Source organism: Curtobacterium sp. PhB190 (assembly GCF_004365385.1).
Taxonomy (GTDB): Bacteria; Actinomycetota; Actinomycetes; order Actinomycetales; family Microbacteriaceae; genus Curtobacterium.
On the sequence record NZ_SODN01000006.1, the window covers coordinates 312851 to 333055 of the forward strand.

The 20205-nt window shown below is 64.8% G+C and carries 24 protein-coding genes and 1 pseudogene; 18 read left to right on the forward strand and 7 right to left on the reverse strand.

All coding sequences use genetic code 11. The features are described from left to right. Positions 1–107: 107 nt before the first annotated feature. Together EDF47_RS12295 and EDF47_RS12300 are read left to right on the forward strand one after the other, a co-directional pair. Positions 108–1620, forward strand: a pseudogene (locus EDF47_RS12295) (aldehyde dehydrogenase family protein). Further along, a complete protein-coding gene (locus EDF47_RS12300) occupies positions 1620–2012 on the forward strand; it encodes a DUF779 domain-containing protein (RefSeq protein ID WP_123294336.1) in 393 nt (130 codons plus the stop codon). The pseudogene EDF47_RS12295 and the gene EDF47_RS12300 overlap by 1 nt, the downstream one beginning before the upstream one ends. Here the strand turns inward: EDF47_RS12300 and EDF47_RS12305 are convergent. After that, positions 1993–3084: a site-specific integrase gene (locus EDF47_RS12305; RefSeq protein ID WP_166673229.1), complete on the reverse strand. Its 1092-nt coding sequence runs from the start codon at positions 3082–3084 to the stop codon at positions 1993–1995. The two genes, EDF47_RS12300 and EDF47_RS12305, sit on opposite strands and share 20 nt — an antisense overlap. Continuing rightward, positions 3071–3658: a helix-turn-helix transcriptional regulator gene (locus EDF47_RS12310; RefSeq protein WP_133936991.1), complete on the reverse strand. Its 588-nt coding sequence runs from the start codon at positions 3656–3658 to the stop codon at positions 3071–3073. The genes EDF47_RS12305 and EDF47_RS12310 overlap by 14 nt, the downstream gene beginning before the upstream one ends. A 90-nt stretch (positions 3659–3748) precedes the next feature. On the opposite strand from EDF47_RS12310, the gene EDF47_RS12315 reads away from it, so the two are divergent. From EDF47_RS12315 to EDF47_RS12370, 12 genes are all read left to right on the forward strand, one after another. Continuing rightward, positions 3749–3940, forward strand: a complete 192-nt coding sequence (locus EDF47_RS12315) for a helix-turn-helix domain-containing protein (RefSeq protein ID WP_123294339.1) — start codon at positions 3749–3751, stop codon at positions 3938–3940. 409 nt (positions 3941–4349) lie between these two features. Beyond that, positions 4350–4712, forward strand: coding sequence for a hypothetical protein (locus tag EDF47_RS12320; RefSeq protein ID WP_133936989.1), 363 nt, complete (start codon positions 4350–4352; stop codon positions 4710–4712). After that, the gene (locus EDF47_RS12325) at positions 4712–4936 is read left to right on the forward strand and encodes a hypothetical protein (protein WP_123294341.1); all 225 of its coding nucleotides are present in this window, start codon (positions 4712–4714) and stop codon (positions 4934–4936) included. Before EDF47_RS12320 ends, EDF47_RS12325 begins: the two co-directional genes overlap by 1 nt. A 280-nt stretch (positions 4937–5216) precedes the next feature. After that, positions 5217–5519, forward strand: a complete 303-nt coding sequence (locus tag EDF47_RS12330; RefSeq protein ID WP_133936987.1) for a hypothetical protein — start codon at positions 5217–5219, stop codon at positions 5517–5519. Further along, entirely contained in the window at positions 5516–6571 is a 1056-nt protein-coding gene (locus EDF47_RS12335) for an AAA family ATPase (RefSeq protein WP_133936985.1), read from the forward strand. The genes EDF47_RS12330 and EDF47_RS12335 overlap by 4 nt, the downstream gene beginning before the upstream one ends. Beyond that, complete coding sequence (locus EDF47_RS19860; RefSeq protein WP_166673230.1) at positions 6568–6717, forward strand: hypothetical protein; 150 nt, start codon at positions 6568–6570, stop codon at positions 6715–6717. The genes EDF47_RS12335 and EDF47_RS19860 overlap by 4 nt, the downstream gene beginning before the upstream one ends. A 10-nt stretch (positions 6718–6727) precedes the next feature. Beyond that, positions 6728–7132 carry a hypothetical protein gene (locus tag EDF47_RS12340; protein ID WP_133936983.1) on the forward strand — a complete coding sequence of 135 codons (405 nt, stop codon included), beginning with the start codon at positions 6728–6730 and terminating at the stop codon, positions 7130–7132. Next, positions 7125–7544: a helix-turn-helix domain-containing protein gene (locus EDF47_RS12345; protein ID WP_133936981.1), complete on the forward strand. Its 420-nt coding sequence runs from the start codon at positions 7125–7127 to the stop codon at positions 7542–7544. The genes EDF47_RS12340 and EDF47_RS12345 overlap by 8 nt, the downstream gene beginning before the upstream one ends. Then, complete coding sequence (locus EDF47_RS12350; RefSeq protein ID WP_133936979.1) at positions 7541–8083, forward strand: hypothetical protein; 543 nt, start codon at positions 7541–7543, stop codon at positions 8081–8083. Before EDF47_RS12345 ends, EDF47_RS12350 begins: the two co-directional genes overlap by 4 nt. A gap of 572 nt (positions 8084–8655) precedes the next feature. Continuing rightward, the gene (locus tag EDF47_RS12360) at positions 8656–8940 is read left to right on the forward strand and encodes a terminase (protein WP_243834052.1); all 285 of its coding nucleotides are present in this window, start codon (positions 8656–8658) and stop codon (positions 8938–8940) included. A 359-nt stretch (positions 8941–9299) separates the two neighbouring features. After that, on the forward strand, positions 9300–13115 hold the full coding sequence (locus EDF47_RS12365; protein ID WP_133936973.1) for a phage tail tape measure protein: 3816 nt from the start codon (positions 9300–9302) through the stop codon (positions 13113–13115). Positions 13116–13197: 82 nt separating this feature from the next. After that, entirely contained in the window at positions 13198–14439 is a 1242-nt protein-coding gene (locus EDF47_RS12370) for a GDSL-type esterase/lipase family protein (RefSeq protein WP_133936971.1), read from the forward strand. A gap of 57 nt (positions 14440–14496) precedes the next feature. Here the strand turns inward: EDF47_RS12370 and EDF47_RS12375 are convergent, their stop codons facing one another. Together EDF47_RS12375 and EDF47_RS12380 are read right to left on the reverse strand one after the other, a co-directional pair. Continuing rightward, a complete protein-coding gene (locus EDF47_RS12375) occupies positions 14497–15720 on the reverse strand; it encodes a hypothetical protein (protein WP_133936969.1) in 1224 nt (407 codons plus the stop codon). 322 nt (positions 15721–16042) lie between these two features. Then, positions 16043–16330 carry a hypothetical protein gene (locus EDF47_RS12380; RefSeq protein ID WP_133936967.1) on the reverse strand — a complete coding sequence of 96 codons (288 nt, stop codon included), beginning with the start codon at positions 16328–16330 and terminating at the stop codon, positions 16043–16045. A 91-nt stretch (positions 16331–16421) separates the two neighbouring features. Here EDF47_RS12380 and EDF47_RS12385 point away from each other — a divergent pair, with 91 nt between their 5' ends. Together EDF47_RS12385 and EDF47_RS12390 are read left to right on the forward strand one after the other, a co-directional pair. Beyond that, complete coding sequence (locus tag EDF47_RS12385; RefSeq protein WP_133936965.1) at positions 16422–16838, forward strand: hypothetical protein; 417 nt, start codon at positions 16422–16424, stop codon at positions 16836–16838. Between the two features lie 75 nt (positions 16839–16913). Beyond that, positions 16914–17165, forward strand: coding sequence for a DUF3892 domain-containing protein (locus EDF47_RS12390; protein WP_133936963.1), 252 nt, complete (start codon positions 16914–16916; stop codon positions 17163–17165). Positions 17166–17261: 96 nt separating this feature from the next. Here EDF47_RS12390 and EDF47_RS12395 read toward each other — a convergent pair whose 3' ends face one another. Both EDF47_RS12395 and EDF47_RS19865 read right to left on the reverse strand, forming a co-directional pair. Beyond that, entirely contained in the window at positions 17262–17531 is a 270-nt protein-coding gene (locus EDF47_RS12395) for a hypothetical protein (RefSeq protein WP_133936961.1), read from the reverse strand. 29 nt (positions 17532–17560) lie between these two features. Then, positions 17561–18010 carry a hypothetical protein gene (locus tag EDF47_RS19865; protein WP_166673224.1) on the reverse strand — a complete coding sequence of 150 codons (450 nt, stop codon included), beginning with the start codon at positions 18008–18010 and terminating at the stop codon, positions 17561–17563. Positions 18011–18105: 95 nt separating this feature from the next. Here EDF47_RS19865 and EDF47_RS12400 point away from each other — a divergent pair, with 95 nt between their 5' ends. Then, positions 18106–18345 carry a DUF779 domain-containing protein gene (locus EDF47_RS12400; protein WP_279586404.1) on the forward strand — a complete coding sequence of 80 codons (240 nt, stop codon included), beginning with the start codon at positions 18106–18108 and terminating at the stop codon, positions 18343–18345. A 52-nt stretch (positions 18346–18397) separates the two neighbouring features. Next, the gene (locus tag EDF47_RS12405) at positions 18398–19576 is read left to right on the forward strand and encodes a helix-turn-helix domain-containing protein (protein ID WP_133936959.1); all 1179 of its coding nucleotides are present in this window, start codon (positions 18398–18400) and stop codon (positions 19574–19576) included. 79 nt (positions 19577–19655) lie between these two features. Here the strand turns inward: EDF47_RS12405 and EDF47_RS12410 are convergent, their stop codons facing one another. Then, a complete protein-coding gene (locus EDF47_RS12410) occupies positions 19656–20174 on the reverse strand; it encodes a hypothetical protein (RefSeq protein ID WP_133936957.1) in 519 nt (172 codons plus the stop codon). Positions 20175–20205 lie beyond the last annotated feature (31 nt).

The following is a 20205-nucleotide window of genomic DNA, read 5'->3' on the forward strand; positions in this document are numbered from 1 at the left end:
CCGAGCGGGCGTGAGCCCGTGCAACCGGATGCAACCCCCGCGGTCGTACGGTGCGAGCAGCACGCGAACCGTGCGTGCCCCGACAGCGTCGTCGAAAGGCCACCACCATGACCATCGCACCATCGCCCACCAGCTACGCCGCACCCGGCGAACCGGGCTCCCTCGTGCAGTACCGATCGCGGTACGACCACTTCATCGGCGGCGAGTACGTCCCGTCAGCGAGCGGGCAGTACTTCGAGAACCCCACCCCCGTCACCGGCAAGGTCTTCACCGAGGTCGCGCGCGGTGACTCCACCGACGTCGACCGTGCGGTGGCGGCGGACGAGCGCCGCCGAGCGCGCGGTCATCCTCAACAAGATCGCCGACCGCATGGAGGAGCACCTCGAGATGCTCGCCGTCGCCGAGACGTGGGAGAACGGCAAGCCGATCCGCGAGACCCTCGGCGCCGACATCCCGCTCGCGATCGACCACTTCCGCTACTTCGCCGGAGCGATCCGCGCGCAGGAGGGCTCGGCCGGCGAGATCGACCACGACACCGTGGCGTACCACTTCCACGAACCGCTGGGCGTCGTCGGACAGATCATCCCGTGGAACTTCCCGATCCTGATGGCCGTGTGGAAGCTCGCGCCGGCCCTGGCCGCGGGCAACTGCGTCGTGCTGAAGCCCGCCGAGCAGACCCCGGCGTCGATCCACGTACTCGTCGAGCTCATCCGCGACCTCCTGCCCGCCGGCGTGCTCAACGTCGTCAACGGCTTCGGCATCGAGGTCGGCGCACCACTCGCCCAGCACCCGGACATCCGGAAGATCGCGTTCACCGGCGAGACCACCACCGGTCGGCTGATCATGCAGTACGCCTCGCAGAGCCTCATCCCGGTGACGCTCGAGCTCGGCGGCAAGAGCCCGAACGTGTTCTTCCCCGACGTCGCCGCCGAGAAGGACTCGTTCTACGACAAGGCGCTCGAGGGCTTCACCTTCTTCAACCTCAACCAGGGCGAGGTCTGCACGTGTCCGTCCCGGGCGCTCGTGGCGAAGGAGATCTACGACGGGTTCGTCGCCGACGGCCTCGACCGGGTGCGCGCCGTCAAGCAGGGCCACCCGCTCGACCTGTCCACGATGATCGGCGCCCAGGCGTCGAACGACCAGCTCGAGAAGATCCTGAGCTACATCGACATCGGCAAGCAGGAGGGCGCGAAGCTGCTCACCGGCGGGGAGCGCGCGGACCTCGGCGGGGAGCTCTCCGGCGGGTACTACGTCACGCCGACGGTGTTCGAGGGCGTCAACTCGATGCGGATCTTCCAGGAGGAGATCTTCGGTCCGGTCCTCGCGTTGACGTCCTTCAGCGGCTACGACGACGCGATCGCCACGGCCAACGACACCCTCTACGGACTCGGTGCCGGGGTGTGGAGTCGCGAGGCCACCACGCTGTACCGCGCCGGACGTGACATCCAGGCCGGACGGGTGTGGTCGAACACGTACCACCAGTACCCGGCCGGTGCGGCGTTCGGTGGGTACAAGCAGTCCGGCATCGGGCGCGAGAACCACAAGATGATGCTCGACCACTACCAGCAGACGAAGAACCTGCTCGTGTCCTACGCCGATGGTCCGATGGGCTTCTTCTGATGCCCGACACCGCACGCGTGGCGGTCACGCCGGCGGCGGGGGAGCTCCTGCGCACCCTCGCCGCCCGGCACGGCCCGCTGATGTTCCACCAGTCGGGCGGCTGCTGCGACGGCTCGAGCCCGATGTGCTACCCCGTCGGCATGTTCCGGACCGGCTCCGGCGACGTCCTGCTCGGGGCACTCGAGGTCGACGGCATCGACCCCGTCGAGGTGTACATGTCGGTGTCGCAGTTCGAGTACTGGAAGTACACGCACCTGACGATCGACGTCGTCGACGGGCGGGGCGGCGGGTTCTCGGTGGAAAGTCCTGATGGGAAGCGCTTTTTGACACGTTCCCGGATGCTTGATGAGACCGAACTGGAGGCCCTTGGTCTCACCCCGCAGCATCGATAGTCCGCGAATCGTCCGCAGAAACCTCAGTTGAGCCGATCAGGTCCGCAGCCGCGGACCTAGTTCGGTCCGCGGCGTCCGGGAAGAGGTGCGCGTAGATGCTGAGGGTGATCGTCGGGGACGCGTGCCCCATCGCCCTCGCAACGGAGACCGGATCAAGCCCGCTACGGATCAAGCCGGACGCGTAGAAGTGCCGGTAATCGTGCGGGGTCAGCCCGCTGACCCCTGCTGACGCGCACGCTTTGCTGAACCATGCGCGAAGTGCTGCGGGGGATGGCGGGCTGCCTGGTAGTAGCCAGCCGCCCTCGTACGCCCCAACTTCGCTCAGGTGGCCGCTGAGGCGTGAAACGAGCGCCGATGGGACTGGCACCGTCCGTTCGCTCCCATGCTTCGGAGCGCAGACCTCACGCCGTCCAGTACGGTTCTGGATCTGCCGCGCGACGTGCACGTTTCGGCGCAGAAAGTCCACATCGCTGACCTGCACTGCAGACGCTTCCCCGATGCGCATCCCAGCGAAGGCCATCAGGTCAAGGAGCGGGCGCAGAAACGGCTCAGCGTGCTCTCGAATGCTCGAAACCTCGGCCGGCGTCGGAATCCGCATCGTGTGCTCGAGTTTGCGAACGGCCGGGAGCCGCAGTCCGAGCGTCGGATCTTTGCCGATATACCCGTCGAGTACGGCACCACGAAGAGCGCCACGGACGTACTTCACTCGTGTGCGGATCGTGGACGCAGCGAGATCCTGTTCGAGTGCCTTGATCCAAGACTCAGCATGGGAGCGCTTCAGCTTGCCGAACGGCACCTCTCGGAACGTGCACGACTCGATAGCGCGATCAGCGGCCCGGATAGTCCCCTCCGACCACACTTGGCGCGGTGCCCACTCCGCGTAGAACGAGGCGAGGGTTGATCGTGACGCCCTGGGATCGACGTAGGACCCGGTTCGAACGGCCGTTGTGACCTCATCGAGCCAGCCTTGGGCGTCCCGCTTCCGGCCGAAGTGCTTGGAGTGCTCCTTGCCCTCATCGTCGCGGTAGCGGGCGCGCCACACGCCATCAGGGCGCTGCTTAATGCTGGCCATCGTCAACCTCGTCGAGTGCGTCGACAACGCCATCGGAGACTGCTCGCAACACGTCACGAAGGTGGCCAGCTCCAAGCTTCGTAGTCACAACGAACTCCGGCCCCGATATCTCGGTGTTCGCCCGCCAACGATCCGCGATCCACTTGAGGTAGGAGCCCGCGTCAGTCGGATCATCGAAACGCTCGTCGTGGGCCGCGGTCAGCACGCTCGGGTTGTCGTCGATGAGCGTGCAGGCGTCCACTAGAGCTCGCACTGCGCCGAGGCCGGCTTCCTCCACTCGCTGGAGGTTGTAGTCGACGTAGCGCCGCTGCCGCGCGAATGCCTTGACGGGCGTCTGAGTCTCTTGAACAAGGTCGCCCAGGTCGAGGTCGAGCACGTCCGCGATGGTCAGCGCCTCGGTCAGTCGTACGGATCGTGTGCCCTTCTCGATCCGGGACACTGCCGAAGCGTCCACGGCCATGCCAGCTTCGGTCAGGAGCTCCGCGAAAGCACGCTGGGAGATCTCCCTGGCCTGCCGGGCGTCCAGCACGGCGCGCCCGAAAAGCTGGTCGGCGGTGAGTTCGTCGTTGTTCATGTTGACAACGCTATTGCATCGGGGACAACATGCGCTAGTGTTGTTCACACAGCGACAACGTTGCACAGCCGCAACCGAAAGGATGTTCGAATGACCGCCCCAGCAGTGCTTCTCACCATCGACGAAGCAGCCAAGCGCATCCGCCGCTCACCAGCCGCGCTGCGATACATGGTCCACAAGGGAACCGCGCCGCGCTCGGCCCTCCTGGCCGGACGTCGGGTGTTCAAAGAGGCCGACATCGATGCCTGGGTTGAACAGGCGTTCGCTCAGGAGGCCTCCTGAACCTGCCAGACCGCGCGATCGACGAAAGTCTCGCGCCTCCCGCCTACGGCGACCCGACCGGCGAACAGGCCGTCAGGAACATCCTGACTGGTGCCGACTGGTCACCTCGCGCCGACTGGAAACTAGTCGGACCGTGGCGCGACGAGCAGCCCATCACAGTGCTACTCGACTCGCGCCTCGCCCTGGAAATCATGCAACTCATCGGTCGCCAAGCCGAGGTGAAGCAGAGCCGAAGCGGCAAGAGTACGCGCGCTCGTCTCAAGAAGAAGGCCCCAGGTGCGCCAACACCCGGGGCCACGTCCAACCAGTAACTATCACCGAAACCGAAGGACAGAAGACATTGTCTCTCAACAACACGATCATCTCACGTCCCACTGACATCCACGCAAGCGCCCCTTCGGGGGACGCCGTGGCAGCTCGAGTCGGGACACCGACGCTCGAGCTGAAGGGCTGGCACCACAAGCAGTGGAAGCGGCCCGACCCCAACAACCTCTACAGGATCATCACCACCCACCGCATGTACGACGGTGGTCGCGAAGAGATCAGTGCGATGCCAGACGCCACGACCTGGGGTCACCTCACGCCTGTCGAGTACCAGCTGCACACAACCCCCGGATACCAGTGGGGAGATGACCCCGAAGACGAGCCGATCAGCCGCCCACGGGAGTTCGTCATGACGTACGTCGGGTTGTACAAGCTCGTCGGCTACTCCTTCGACCAGGGTGAAGGGGTCATCACCGGGAAGTTCGAGCGAGTCGAGGGGGACGCCTGATGGATGACGTGATCAAGCTCGTCGAAGTCGAGACGACCGCCACTGGTCGCGCGGAAGTGATCATCGATGCTCAGCCGAGCCAGTTCAGCGATGGCTACTCGATCATCCTGACCCCTTCAGAAGCGCTGCGATTGGCTCACGCCATCGTCGCCCGCGTCTCCGATGTGCGGACACAGCCGCTCGCAGTGCCCATGCTGGTCCCAACCCTGCAGGTGGCTGCCTGATGCCGGCGGGGAAGTCGACAGTCGACGGGTTCGCGGTGCTCGCCATCAACGGTGTCGTCGGATTCCGTGCGGAACGACCCCTGACGGAGCTAGCGGGGGACCAGGCACGACGCCTGGCCATCTGCCTGCTCGAAGCTGCGCAAGACGCTGAACGGCCGGAGCCGCCTGAGTGGCCGTAGGCCAGTCCGGCACCAGGAAGCCCCCAGATCCTCACTACGAGGACGAGGGGGCTTTCTCGTACCCGGACACCATCGCCCTCTCGCCAGCCGCAGAGCGATACATGCACCAGCTCGCGATCGACCTTACGGCCGGCGTTGTCGAGCTCAGGCAGCTACCGCCCTCGCTTCGGCAGTTCTACGTCTTCGCGTTCGAGCAGGGGAGCGCGTCACGGCAAGCCGAGATCGACCAGGCCAACGACGACGCAGACCGGCTCTACGCCGAAGTCTGCCGACGCCAGCCCTCACGAGAACACGAAACCACCAACGCCTTTCTCGAGGCGCAGAAACACCGCGGCGCAGAAGCCGCAGCCAAACGAGCGGCCGACATCCGCGCCCAGATCTACTCCGGACAGGAGACCCAATGACCCGACCCCCCACCACTTTCGATGCCCGCTGGCTGATGGCGCAGGAATTCCCGCCGACCCAGTACGTCGTCCCCGGCGTCATCCCCGAAGGCATGACCTTGCTCGTCGCTGCTCCGAAGATCGGTAAGAGCTGGCTAGTGCTCGGGCTGGCGCTCTCGCTCCACGTCGGCGAGAAAGCGCTTGGCGGTGTACCCACGGGCGCGCCAAGGCCGGTTCTGTACCTCGCGCTCGAAGACGGCCCCCGCCGGTTGCAGCAGCGGATCCGCACGCTCGACCCTGAGGTTGTCACCCCGCGACTCGAGTTCGTCACAGCACTCGAAGGCGGTCAGGTCATCCCTGCGATCAAGGAGTTCATCTCCCGGAACATCGACCAGAACCCCGTCGTGATCCTCGACACGCTCGGGAAGGTGCTTCCGAGTAACGCAGCCACGAAGTCGCAGTACGCCGCGGACTACGAGTTCCTTGGCGCGCTCAAGGCCACCACGGACGCGGAACCAGGATCGTCCCTCATCATCGTCCACCACACCCGGAAGAGCGGCGGAGAGGACTTCCTGGACGCCGTGAGTGGCACCCAGGGCATCGCAGGCGCAGCAGACACAGTGCTCGTGCTCAGACGAGACCGGCAAGAGCAGAACGCCACTCTCCACGTCACTTCGCGTGATGCGAAGGAAGGCGAGTACGCGATGCTGCTCTCCGATAACGGGACCTGGACGCTCAACGGCGGCGGACTCGAAGCGGCACGGGCGGCAGCAGAAGCCATCAAGGTGTCCGACGGCGTAGGTGACCGCATGGCCGACATCATCGCCGCGGTGTACCAGGCAAGCGAATCCGTCTCTCGACAGGAGCTGCAGCACTTGCTCCCGGCGATCCCGGTCCAGCAGCTTGACGTGTACCTCAAGCGCGCGGTGGACAGCAACCGGCTGGCGAAGGTTGCAAGAGGCCTCTATGGCCCTGTTAGTTCCGTTAGATCTGTTAGTTCCGAAGAGGGTTCTAACACTTCTAACGCTTCTAACACCCCCTACGAGAGCGACGTGTTCGAGGGCGTGGCATGAATCCGATTACCGTCGCCTGCCCCGACTGCTCTGCCGCAGCAGTCATCGACATCTCTGGCACCGGCATCACCCACGCCGTCCTCGAGCACGACGAGACGTGCCCACGACTCAACCACCCAGCCTTCGGGCTGCACCACGACCGTTAGGACGACACCCATGACCGACGCAACCCGCAACTGGCTCAAGGCCTACCTCGCCGAACTCGAGAAGGCTGGCAACAAGCTGCTCACGCAGATCTACGAAGACAGCGACGGAATCCCGAACACCGTTGTCGGAGCTGGCTCCATCAGCCTCGCCGGCTACTCGCTCGCAACCCAGCTCGCCACCGTCACCGACGACCCCAGCCAGCTGGTGCAGATCATCGTCAGGCACCACGAGCTCGCGCAGGAAAAGCTCGGCCCTGACGCATGGCCCGACGTGCAGTACGGCGCGCTGCTTCACCTCGCGATGCTCTACCTCGAGCCGGCGTACAAGGTCACCGACAACTCCGAGGTTGACATGCGCTCTGCAGCAAAGCAGTGGTGGCGTTCGATTGCTGAAGCCACGGACCAGCATGAATGATGTTGCTCATGTTCGGCGCGCGAAAGATCTCGTCATTGGTGTCAGCGGTCCCGAAGTAGTAGTCAGTGGTCGCGCAGCCGCATGGCTTCTCCGTTACGCCGGCCTCAACGAATACCACCTCGACCACCGAGGGGAAGACGCAGAGATAGACGAAACACTCGTCGCGCTAAAGGTTGCTGCACTCACGTGGAGAAATACCGCTACCGGAACAGCAGATGCACCCAAAGCGGAACTCGATGCACAATCGGAATGGCTCAGCACAAAGCAAGCAGCTGATGCCCTCGCGATGACAGACCGTGCAATCCGCAAGGCAATCCGTGAGAACAGACTCAAAGCGACAACGGTAGGTCGCGCCTATCGAATCAACCGCGAACAACTCGCGCACTTCAAAGCAAGAAAGGGAACACCATGAGCCTTGATGCACTTGAAACCCAGATCGAAAGCATCCGCGAACAGGCCCACTCCGTCCAGGGCTCCACAGCGCAGCGCACCCGTGAGATCGAGGCAGACATCAACTGGAGCGCTGAAGGAAAGCGCCAGGCGATCGACGACCAGAGGGCCGTGGCTGGCGAACGACTCAAGGAGCTGCGCGACAAGGAGCTGACACTGATCAAGGGGCACCTTCGAAGCCTCGAGACAAAGCTTGACGCGAAGGTGGGCAGCGGTGCCACCGACATCATCGCCTTCCGAGATGCGCAGGAACGCGCAGAGCGCATCGACGATGCAGACACCGCAGCTCGCTCCATCGCTCAGGCCCTGCGCAACAACGACAAGACGCTCGCACACGCCGTCTTCCGTAAGTCCATCCAGCACGGATGGACCGGCGCAGTCAACGAGTTCACCGCTGAGAACCCCGACTCGGCCGAGGCTGCTCGTGACATCAGCCGGCTCGAAGAGAACCTGCGCTCTGGCGGCTTCGTACGTGCCGCGCACTACATGTTGGGCCGATGAGCTCAGCGTCCCGCAGTACGGCCAGGCGCAACCAGATGCGGGCACGACTCGCAGCAACAGGCGCAGCGTGCCACCTCTGCGGCAAGCCAGTGGACTACACGCTGCCTAGCTCCGACCCCATGTCGTTCGTCGTCGACCACGTGACGGCAGTAGTACGAGGCGGACGCGACGACATCACCAACGCAGCATCAGCTCACCGCGTCTGCAACTCTCGGCGCGGTGCTCGGGACCACGACAACACCGTGCGTCGCAGCGGGTCACTAGATCGCTGACGCACGCCCGGTGGCCGGGGTCCCCGCATCGCGCGGAGGCCCGACCTCCGGGTTCATGCGGCTTGCACACACAGAGCATCCACCACATCTCGGAGCCCCTGAGGGTGGGGGAGGACCGCCCTCGACGAAGCCTGTGGACCTCTGGGGCTAGGCACCGTCCGTCCCCGAGAGCTGGATGGATCGCCCTTTTCACCAATAGTCCGCACAACTACTAGGAAGGAGGCGTATCGGATGGCTAATTCAAGGGCTCCGAGAGCCCCGAAAGACCTCGCTACGGGCGGCAAACGGCTTTGGAACCGTGTGCAGCGGGACTTCGAGCTCGCTGATCACGAAGAGTCGGTGCTGCTGCAGGCGTGCCGAATCGTAGATCTGCTCGACCGTCTGCAGGCGGCCATGGCCAGTGAAGATGTTGTCGTTGACTCGCCGCAGGGTAAGAAGACGAACCCGGCGGTTGTGGAGTTCAGGCAGCAGGCCTTGGCGCTGGCGAAGTGCATGGCGTCGCTGCGTATCCCGTTTGGAGATGATGAAACTCAGCCGCAGCAACGTTCGGGTGCTCGTAGAGCGAGTTTGTCGACTGCGAGATGAGGCGGCGTGTTCGTGAGAACAAGATCGGCCTGCCGGCGCGGCTGAATATCTTCAGGGAGGCGGATTGGCTCGGGGCGGACGCCGCTGAGCGGTACGGGGCTTGGTATCGCGCCCGGTCTGATTGGGGTGACTTGCACGGCATTGCAGTGCTTCCCGGAGATGAAGAAGCGATGCAGAATTACCCGGACGGTGTTTTCCGGTACGAGGATATCTGACCTCTGCGACAATTGAAGTAGCAATCTAGCCCGCCGGTTTACCCGGGCATGAACAAGAGAGATCTTGGCATGCCCGGGTGTGGGTGAGCGTTTTGGTGTGCCGATTTCTCCTAATCTTAGGAGAACATTTTGGCCGAGAGGGTAGTGCAAGTCACGATCCGTGCTGCGATTGACAACTACGTCAAGGGCATGGAGAAAGTCCGTAAGGCGACAGCTGATACGGCAAAGGAATCCGACAAGCTCGAGAAGGTCGGGCAGGCAGCGGAGCGCGTTGGTGGTTCGCTGCTGACGATGGGCGCGGCGGCGACGGGCTCTGTGCTGATCGTCACGAAGATGGCTGCCGATTTTGACGCCCAGATGTCCAAGGTGCAGGCGGCTACGAATGCGTCTGCGTCCGAGATGGACAAGTTCCGGAACCAGGCGCTGACTGCTGGTGCTGCGTTCGGATACACGGCGACGCAGGTAACCGAGGCGCAGGTGGAGCTCGGCAAGGCGGGCCTCGCGACGAAGGACATCCTCGGTGGCGGCCTGACTGGCGTTCTGGCGCTGGCTGCGTCGGACAATGTGGATCTGGGTAAGGCGACGCAGATCGCTGCGGTCGCGATGAAGCAGTTCAACCTTGCCGGTTCCGATGTTCCGCACATCGCTGACCTGCTCGCTGCTGGTGCTGGTAAGGCGCTGGGTGGCGTGCAGGAGCTTGGTGATGCGCTGAACCAGTCCGGTCTGGTGGCGTCGAACTTCGGCTTCTCGATTGAGGAAACGACGGGTGTGCTGTCGTCGTTCGCGGACGCTGGTCTGCTGGGTTCCGATGCGGGTACGTCGCTGAAGAGCATGCTGCAGATGCTGGCGAACCCGTCGAAGGAGTCGGCGCAGCTGATGAAGTCCCTCGGCATCAATGTCGAGGACGCAAACGGGTCGTTCCTGGGTGCTGCTGACATCGCTCAGGTTCTGCAGGAGCGCCTTTCGGGGCTGTCGGATGCTCAGCGCCAGCAGGCTCTGTCACAGATCTTCGGTGCGGATGCGGTTCGTGCGGCGACGGTTCTGTACAAGGAGGGTGCTGATGGCATCCAGCAGTACATCGACCAGAACAACGACGCCGGCTACGCGGTCGATCAGGCGGCGAAGAAGGCCGACAACCTCAACGGGGACCTGAGCAAGCTCAAGTCCGCGTTCCAGGCCGGCCTGATCGAGTCGGGGACCTCTGCCAGCAGTGCCCTCCGTCCGCTCGTGCAGGACATGACCTCGTTCATTCAGAAGGTGCGGGAGCTTCCGGAGCCGCTGAAGGCGACAGCCCTCGGGGCGACTGGCGTCGTTGGTGCGGCGGGGCTCCTTGGCGGCGGTCTGCTCCTTGCGGTCCCGAAGATCGTCGAGTTCCGGTCCGCGATGGCGACGCTCCGGGCAAGTGGCATCACGGGGCGTGCGGCACTGAGTTCCATGTCTGGCTTCCTCGGCGGGCCGTGGGTCGGCGGTGTCGCCCTAGGTGTCACCGCAGTCGCGCTGCTGAACACGGAGCTCGAGAAGCTGAAGGCGGACAGTTCCGAGATCACGCACACGCTCAAGTCGGCTTCGTCGGCGGCTGAGATCTACAAGACGCTCGGTAAGGGTCAGCTCTCGGCGGGCATCGATGGCAGCGTAAAGGACCAGCTGAAGGACATGGACGCTGCTCTGCAGTCGTTCGCATCCCACAACAGCTCGAACGGCTTCCAGGCCATCCTGACGCGGTTCACCAACACCGACTTCAATCAGGGTGCCAACGCGCTCCGCGACATCAACGCGGAGATGGGCCAGCTCGCACAGACCGACCCGTCGAAGGCGGTCCGGGCGTTCGAGCTGCTGGCGGAGCAGACGGACGGCTCGCAGAAGTCGCTGCACCGACTGGTTGATGCGATCGGTGGCGACTACCGATCCGCACTCGTGCAGCAGGCGGACGCTCTTGGCATCACGGCGAACGACACGAACCTCGTGAAGCTCGCGATGGGCCAGTATGCGGACGCCGCGAAGGGAGCGAAGCAGCCGACTGAGGACAACGCGGATGCCTTGAACGCGCTGCAGGGGGCTGCCAGTGAGGCTGCTCCCACTATCGATGAGGTGGCGAACGCACTGCGGGCGCTGACGTCTCCGACGCTTGACGCCCGTGAGGCAAAGCGTCAGTTCCAGGCGGCAGTCGACGGCGTGACGGACTCTCTCAAGGAGAACGGCACGTCGCTCGACATCTCGACGGAGAAGGGGCGCAACAACCAATCGGCACTGGACGGGATCGCGCAGGCGGCTCAGAACGCTGCTGGCTCCATCTATGAGCAGACCGGCAACCAGCAGTCGGCCACCGCCGCGATGGAGCAGGGGCGAAGCGCGCTCGTCGCTGCGCTGGGGCAGTACGGCATCACCGGCCAGGCTGCTCAGGATTACGCGAACAAGATCCTGGGCACGCCGACCGACTGGGCGACGTTGTTCCAGAACAACGCACCTGAGGCTGGCGCGGCTGCGGACACGTACAAGGACAAGCTCAACGCTTTGCCGGCGGAGAAGCGCACGCAGATCAACGCTGCGACGGCTCAGGCTCAGTCAGCCATTCAGAGCGTGCTGAACTCGCTAGGCTTGGTGCAGTCAAAGTCGATCACGATTACGACGAACCGCGTTGAGACCGCGACGAAGCAGAACACGGTCGGCATCTTCAAGGCTGACGGTGGCTACATCTCGGGTCCTGGTACAGGCACGTCGGATTCGATCCCGGCGATGCTGTCGAACGGTGAGTACGTCATCCGTGAGCGGTCGGTCAGCAAGTACGGGACCGGCTTCCTGGATGCGGTGAACGCGGGCCGGTACGCGAATGGCGGACTCGTTCACCTGGCCGCTGGCGGGTCTGCTGCGGCCGCGAAGAAAGCGCAGGAAGCGCGGCAGAAGCTGGCCAAGGAACGTGCTGATGCGCGTGAGAAGGCTGAGGCTGCACGTCTTGCACGGCAGACGGATATTTATCAGTTCCGGACGTCGATGCGTACTGGGTCGTTGACGGGTATGTCGGCGGTGCAGGGAGCGTTTGGTATTGCGACGGATTCTAAGTATCCGGAGCGGTATCGGAATGCTGTTGCGCGGATTGCTGATCGGTCCGAAAAGGCGATGATCAAGCTCGAGAAGCGGTCTGATGCTGCTTCGAAGGCTGTTGAGAAGGCGTCGGATAAGCTCGACGGTTTGAAGTCGTCTGCGTCGTCTATGTCGTCGTCGATTTCCGGGAAGCTGTCTGATTTCTCGTACGGCGATTACCGGTCGTCGACTTCTCTGCTGCGTGGCCTGACGTCTCGCGCGTCTAAGTTGAAGCAGTTCCAGGCGTTGCTGGTGACGTTGCGGAAGAACGGTCTCGCGCCGGCTCTTCTGAACGAGGTGGCGTCGCTTGGTGTTGATGAGGGTCTGCCGTTGGCGAAGTCGTTGGCAGCATCGTCGAAGTCGCAGATCGCTGCTATCAACAGCCAGTACGGGTCGATCGGTAAGACGTCGACTCAGATCGGCAATCAGGTTGCGGACGCGAACTTCGGGAAGCTGATCACTGCTGCTGAGAAGCAGTTGCGTGCGGCGAACAAGAACGCTTCGTCGATTACGCGTGCGATCAGTACGGAGTCGCGTCGTCTGCAGCGTCTGATCGGTAAGGCGCTTGGTGTTCCTGGCTATCAGGTGGGCGGCTACACGGGCGACGGTGCAACAGGTCAGGTTGCTGGTTTGGTGCATGGTCGCGAGTTCGTGATGAACGCTTCGGCTACTGCAGCGAATCGGCAGCTTCTCGAGGCAATGAATCAGGGCGGCAACGTCCGGTACATGGATCCCACTCGCATCGTCCAGGCCGCTCCTGCTACGGCACCGCAGTACCGGCAGGACGTGCACGTGCAGCCCATGCAGCACGTCGACCCGAACACGATGACGACAGTGATGGCGCGTGAATTTACGCGCGCGTTTGCAGGGATGGTCCAGTGACACCTCTGCAGTAACCCCAGCACCACCCTCCCATGGGCCGGACCGCTCGATGCGGTTCGGCCCATACTCATGAAAGGTTCACATGCCTACAATCACCGACCCCACGGTCTCCCTCGAGGAAACAATCGCCGGAACCTTCCTCCCACCGTCCCTGCTGCCGAGCCTCGGACGCAGATTCGCTCCGATCCGCGGACAGAGCCTCGGATCCGGAATTGCCTGGCTGGGCGACTCGATTACGCGCGGCCTCGGCGCAACGAACAAGGGCGACTCCTGGCCGCCGATCCTCACCGGCACCACAATCGCTGTGGCAGGCGACAGCATCCCGACCTACGCGATGCTCTACTCCGGCGGGAAGCTCTCGAAGACCGTGAACGCCGGCATAAGCGGCAACACCACCGCGCAGATGCTCGCCCGCGTGAAAAGCGACGTCATCGCCTATAAGCCTGCAGTGTGCGTGGTGCTCGGCGGGACGAACGATTCCGCGACGCCCGTCGAGCTCACCGACTTTGCCGCGAACATCGCAGGAATCGTGCTTGCACTCCGCGTGGCAGGGATCGCGCCCGTCCTCTGCACCATCCCCACGATCAACTCGACCGCACAGCGTGCGGTCATCATCAGATACAACACCTGGCTGCGCCGCTACTCTGCCCAGCAAGGCATCCCACTGCTCGACTTCTACACCCTCAGCGTCGATCCGGAGACCGGCAATCTGCTGCAGTCAGCGATGGGGAACACAGACGGCACGCACCCGGGCAACATCGGTAACGCGCTGCTCGGGAAGTACGCCGCGGACATCCTCGGACCACTCGTAGGGGCATCCGCCGTCCCGGTCGCAGCGGACAACACCGACGCGCTGAATCTCGTCGTGGACGGACTCAACTTCGGCACCGTCGCGAATGGTCTCGCCGCCCCGTGGGGCGTCTACGGCACGCTACCTTCCAACGCGACCCCATCGGTAGTCACTGACCCACTAGTGCCCGGGAAGATGCAGCAGCTCGCACTTGCCGCGACCACTGCCGGCGCGACGCTGTACAAGCGGATCACGCCGGTTGTCGGCCGCCGCATCGTGATCTCGGGAACGGTGACCAAGACCGCCGGCGCGGCAGGCCTACAGGCCTACGTGAACACGTCGAACCAGACCGACACGTACAACCAGCTCCTCGACGTCACCGAGGCAGTCACCCGCGGCAAGTTTTCGACCGAGCTCGTGGTCCCGGCGAACACGACCAGCATTGACCTCAAGATGTTCGTCCAACCCGGCACGACGACGTTCGCTGTGGGGCAGCTCACGGCGTACGACCTCACGACCCAGGGCGTCTTGTAGCAACGAAACGCCCCGCCCCTCACATCGAGGGGCGGGGCGTTCCGTCATACCAGCGAGCTACTTGGTGAATCCTTGAACGACCTTCATCAACTGAGTGAGCGACGCGATATTCTCGGACGTGAGATCAGGAGCATCGTTCGCATCAGCTTCAGGATCCTCTCCGACTCGCGCAAATATGCGTTCACCCATCACCATGCGCAACTTAGATCGTTCCTCGTCGCTCATGTCGTGTGTAAACGGTGGAAGTGCGAGTAGGTCTAGGGCGCGATAGGTGGCTTCGACTGAGTTGCGATGACGAAGAGTTGCCTGCCGGAAAGCGAATGCGGTGAATCCAAAGATCGGAACGGACAGTGCGGCCCTCGTGATTGTCACTGCGACATCTAGACCTGAAATGTCTTGAAAGTGCCAGATTAGGTAAGCTATGCCGCCAAGCGCGGTTAAAGCTCCTAATGCGTTCCAGAGCCTGTAGGCGTTCAACTCCGATTTTGCGTACTTGCCGTAGCCGCCGGAGACGGAACCATCGGAAACGAAAGCTAGGAGCTTCTTGGCGGTGTCCCGATCGTCCTCCAGCTCCTTAATCGCAGAGCTGCCGGACTCGCGAAGTTGCTCGAGGAACTTATCGGCGGCATCCTGAATCAGAACCCGCTGTTCACGGGCTCGGTCTTCATTAAGATCGGAAAATTCGCGGCGCTGTGATTCCGCCTGTTGGCTGAGTGTTTCAAGCGTCGAAGACATGAGGTCTAGTGCGTCGCCTGCCTCATCAGCGATGCGATTCGTCCGGCTCTGCGTTTCGGCTGCCGATGCCCGCAGGGACGCGAGTTCTCCGTGTGCTTGGGCAACGTCGGCAAGCAACCCGTCGAGGGCGGCGGAGGTGGCCTCTCGAGAGGCCTCTTCAGCTTCTTCGTTGACGCGATCCCGCTCCGGCTTCGGAAGCGCAGGCCATTGGGCGGCGCAGCCCACCAGCTCATCAACGTAGTTGTCGATCGCCTTTACGGTTGACACGGGCATGGCACCCGCCTGATCCCAGCCTTCGAGATAATTAGACAGATACTCAGCGGCAAGGGCCACCCGGTCTAAGACAGCGAGTCGATTGCTTGGCATCAACCGGAAGTTCGTGGACTGGTAGCGGCGAAGGTACTGCGCCACTGCGACGAGCCGGCTGATCGTCTCGCGGTCGGTCGATGACCGGGGGCTCGTCGTTTTTGCGCGGGCTATCAGTTCGTCGAGCGCCGCCCATGCGGCGTGATGGCGGGCGAGTCGGAGTTCATCTTGAGTAGTCATCAGTGATCGGTGGACACGGTACGGAGCTTGGGAGTTCCTCCGCGCCCCCCGTTACGGGGGCCATTTGGAGGCGGCTGTTCGCGCACGGCGTCGCGCCACAGCCAGGCGCAGTCGGCGGATTGGCCAAATCCCCATTCGACCAGGACCGCCCGTTCCGTGTACGCGATCACACACGCCTCGACCTCGAGGATCCGGTCTGGGAACTGCACCCAGGCCAGCACCGGGTCTGGCGGCGTGACGTCGTAGTCGGGTCCTCCGCGAGCCATCTCGGGGAGCGAGAACGCCGGCCCCAACGCCCACCTGTCACGACGTCTACGGGCCATCAGTGCGCTCGTGGCGTCAGAGCGCGGCGCGTGACCTTCTCGCGAGCAACGAGCACCTGCTGCAGCCGCCCCTGCCACGCCGTCTGAACGAGGACGGCGAATTCCGACTCAGCTGCTGCGAAGCACTTGAGGTGCAGCAGCCCAACGTCCACGAACTCGATGTCAGCCCAGACCGGGGCGACGGGATCGACGGTGCGCAGCTCATCCGCGGTGTCGGCGTTCAGCATCACGGGTTGGTGGAGGGTGACGTCGGGATGCTCCGGGGGAGCCCACTTGTGCTCGGGCATGTGTCGATGATGCGAAGGACCACCGACACCTCCCGCTGGCCGCCCGAACTGGGGCATGCTGGTCAAAGTTGAGAAACCCTATGCTTCAACTATGAAGCGCGCCCTCGCCACCCTGGCCATCGCAAGCATCGCCATCGTCGGCGTAGCGGGGTGTGCGAAGCAGGAACCACCCACACCGCGCTTCAAGACCGCGGTATCGAAGTGTGAACTCAAAGGCAAGGATGGGGTCGAGTACGCAGACAAGGGCGTCTCACTCATCCTCACCACTGCGGCGGACGATGATGTCGACGTAGAGGCCAACGAGGCCAACATTCTCAACGTCGTGTGCGTTCTCAAGCGCGTCAAGGCAAGCGCAGCGCTGCAAGATCGGATGCTCAGCACTCGCGCCCTCGACGGGATGCAAGAGGCAACCTTCCGCGGCATCCACGCGTCGTGGACCTACCATCCGGACAACGGGTTCAACCTGAGCCTCGAGGACGAACGTCTGGCCAAGCTGCTCGAAGAGTAGCCCGAGCACCCCTGTTTGCGGGGATTGGTGCCACCGGTCAGTGTGCTTACGGTCCCTTCGAGCAAAGGAGCTGCGATGACTGACTACCAGGTCAACCGGGCAGGCAAGGATCGGGACGGTGACATCATCAAGCTATGCGGGCCATGGGGGTCCGCTTCCAGCACCGATGTCATGCAGCTCATCCAGCTCGGGCACCGGTTCTACGTCCCCTTGACGAACGGCTCGACGGCAGAGATCGAGATCGTGCAAGGGCGGAATCGCCCGTACCTCAGAACTAACTGGGATGGCACAACGCGCAACAACCTCGACGATCTGCCCCCCTGCTAACGGTTGATCGCTTATTCAGTGGCAGCGAGTTGACTCCTGCGACAGGGACCCTCGCGCGAGGCCGGTTTCGACGGACTGGGGCTGTGGGCGCTCTAGTTAGACGACTGGCCTCTCGGGCGGGAGCGCCGCGAACCAGCGCTGAGCCTCATCGATGCCGATCAATGGCTTACGTCCCAGGTACTGCGGTCGCAGTCTCCCAGTGGCGATGTCGTTCCTGATGTAGGAGACGCTCACTTCGTACGCCTCGGACATGCTCTGCACTGTGTAGGCGCGTTTGCTCGTCGCCTGCTCCGCAGCATCACCACGGCTGCGCTCGAGCTCTTCGCGCACCACGCGCCGGATGATGGACTCGATGTCGTCAACCACACCGACACGATAGGCGACCGCAGGGCTGCTCAGAGGGCCGACTGCCGAACGAGACGCTCGATCTCCTTCGCATGCCAGCTGATGAGAGCTCGCATGTCTGTTGGCTTCTCGGAGGATCGGTTCGACGCGATGCACCGTTTGCAAGTCAGCGCGTCAGTCGTCTCGACCAACCGGTTCGCGCCCGTCTTCGGGCCACAGAAGGTCGAGTAGGTCTCGCCGGCCGAGTCGAGTCGCCAACCGTCGATCAGCACCCCGGCGTGCACCGTGCTCGAATCGAGTTGGCGCAATCGGACCAGGCCGGGTATCGAAGACGCATCGAACGGCTGCCAGCGGCCGACTCGTCGCGCCTCGAGCTCCCATCCGACTGACGCAGCCTGTCGTATCCCGCTCAGTTGTTCCATCGCGACCCAGACCGGCTGACCGTCATCCTCCCTCACGAAGCCAGCCCGATACTCGAAGCGCTCATCCTCGGGGTGCATGCCGCACACACTTCCAGCCTCGAGTCTCTTCTGCCAGCACCGAGCAGAAGTCCGCGAGAAGTCCGCAAAAGCAGCTCCGGCCACCATCAAAGAGCATCACCCCACTACCAGCGCATCCGCGACGGACCGCGCCGGACAACCACCGGCACCATTGGACAACACCCTCGGCCGAGTACTGGAAGTACACGCACCTGACGATCGACGTCGTCGACGGGCGGGGCGGCGGGTTCTCGGTCGAGAGCCCCGAGGGCAAGCGGTTCCTGACCCGGTCGCGGATGTTCGACGACGCCGAGCTGGCGGATCTCGGCCTGGTCCCGGTCGCGCACCGGACGTAGGCTGGCCGTACTCGTCGCGACGGTGCGGCGGGTGGGGTCGATCGGAGGACGCATGCGCGCACCCGACCGGCTCCGCCCGCTCGTCGCCGCGTCGTGGCGACGGTCCGCGGCGGTCGACCCGGACGGCGTGCCATCGCTCGCGCTCGGTGACGACGAGCTCGACGCCGCCCGCCGGGACGGCCCCCTCGCCACCCTGCTGCCCGTGGTCCGGCACCTGCTGCTCGACGACACCCGGTCCGCCGGCTGCGTCCTCGCCGTCGGCGACGCCTCTGGCCGGTTGGTGTGGGTCGACGGCGCGCGGACGGCCCGACGTGCGGCGGAGGACATGGGCTTCGTGCCCGGGGCCGACTGGGCCGAGGACCGCGTCGGCACGAGCGCGCCCGGCACCGCACTGCGGCTGGATCGACCGGTGCAGATCCGCTCCGACGAGCACTACGCCAACGCCGTCAAGCCGTGGTCGTGCACCGCAGTGCCCGTGCACGACGCCCACGGGGCCACCGTCGGCGTGCTCGACCTGACGGGCGACGACCGGGCCGTCGAACGGCACACCCTCTCGCTCCTCACCGCCACGGTCGCCGCCGCCGAGGCGCAGCTCGCCCTGGCCGCGAGCCGGTTCCCGGCGTCCGCCGCGTCGACGCCGCGCGCACCCGGCGCGGACCTGACGGTCCTCGGCACCGACACCGCCGTCCTGCGCGTCCACGACCGCCGGGTCCACCTGTCCGCGCGGCACTCCGAGCTCCTGGTCGTCCTCGCCGCCCACCCCGACGGGTTGGCGGCCGCCGACCTCGCGCACGCCGTGTACGGCGACGCCGGCGCCGTCGTGACGCTGCGCGCCGAGGTGGTGCGGCTCCGACGGGTCCTCGCGGAGCACGCGTCGGGCGTGACCGTGACGTCGCGACCGTACCGGGTGACCGGGATGGCGACCGACATCGACACCGTGCTGTCCGCGCTCGACCGCGGGGCGCGCCTCCAGGCCGTCGACCGGTACACCGGACCGGTCCTGCCGGGGTCGGCTGCGCCTGGCGTGGACGCCGTGCGCGACCTGGTGCGCGGTCGGTTCCGCGAGTCGGTCGTCGCGGACGGCAGCGTCGAGGCGCTGCTCGCGTGGGCGCGAACGCCGGACGGGGCGGCGGACGCGCGCGTGCTCCGCGCGCTGCTCGCGGTCCTGCCGCGGCGGTCGCCGCGACGAGCCGGTCTCGTGGCGGCGATCGAGGCGCTCGAGGGTCCCTGAGCCGGTCGGGACGACCCGGCCTGGAGGCACGCCCCGCGCGGTCGGGACCGCCGACGGTGCGCGCCTCCCGGCCTGGTGATCAGGAACCGGAGGTCGGCGCCGGCGTGGTGGTCGCGTCGGGCGTCGGCGGGGTGGCCGTCGTGGGCTTCGCACCGTCGTTCGGCGGGGTGGGTGCCGTGGGCTTCGCACCGTCCTTCGGCGGGGTGGGTGCCGTGGTCTTCGCACCGTGCTTCGGCGGGGTGGGTGCCTTCCCCTCGTCGCCCTTCGGCGGCACGGGCACCGTCGCGGTGTCGCCGGCCTTCGGCAGCGCCGTGCAGCCGGGCGCCGCCGCGGGGCCGCCCTCGGGTGGTGCGGGCACCGTCGCGGTGTCGCCGTCCGACGGAACCGGGGCCGGTGTGGTCGCGCTGTCCGGTGCACCGCTCGGCGCACCGGTCGGGGCGCTCGGCGCCGGGGTCGTCGTCGCGGCGTTCGCCGTGGCGATGCCGAACCCGCCGAGCACCAGCACCGCGGCTGCGGCCGTGCCGATCCCGACCCGTCGCAGGAGTGCGCCGCGTCGCGGGGTGGCGGTGGTGGTCGAGTCGTCTCGTTCGTCGAGCATGGTGGTTCCGTTCCGTGACCGGGCGGATCCG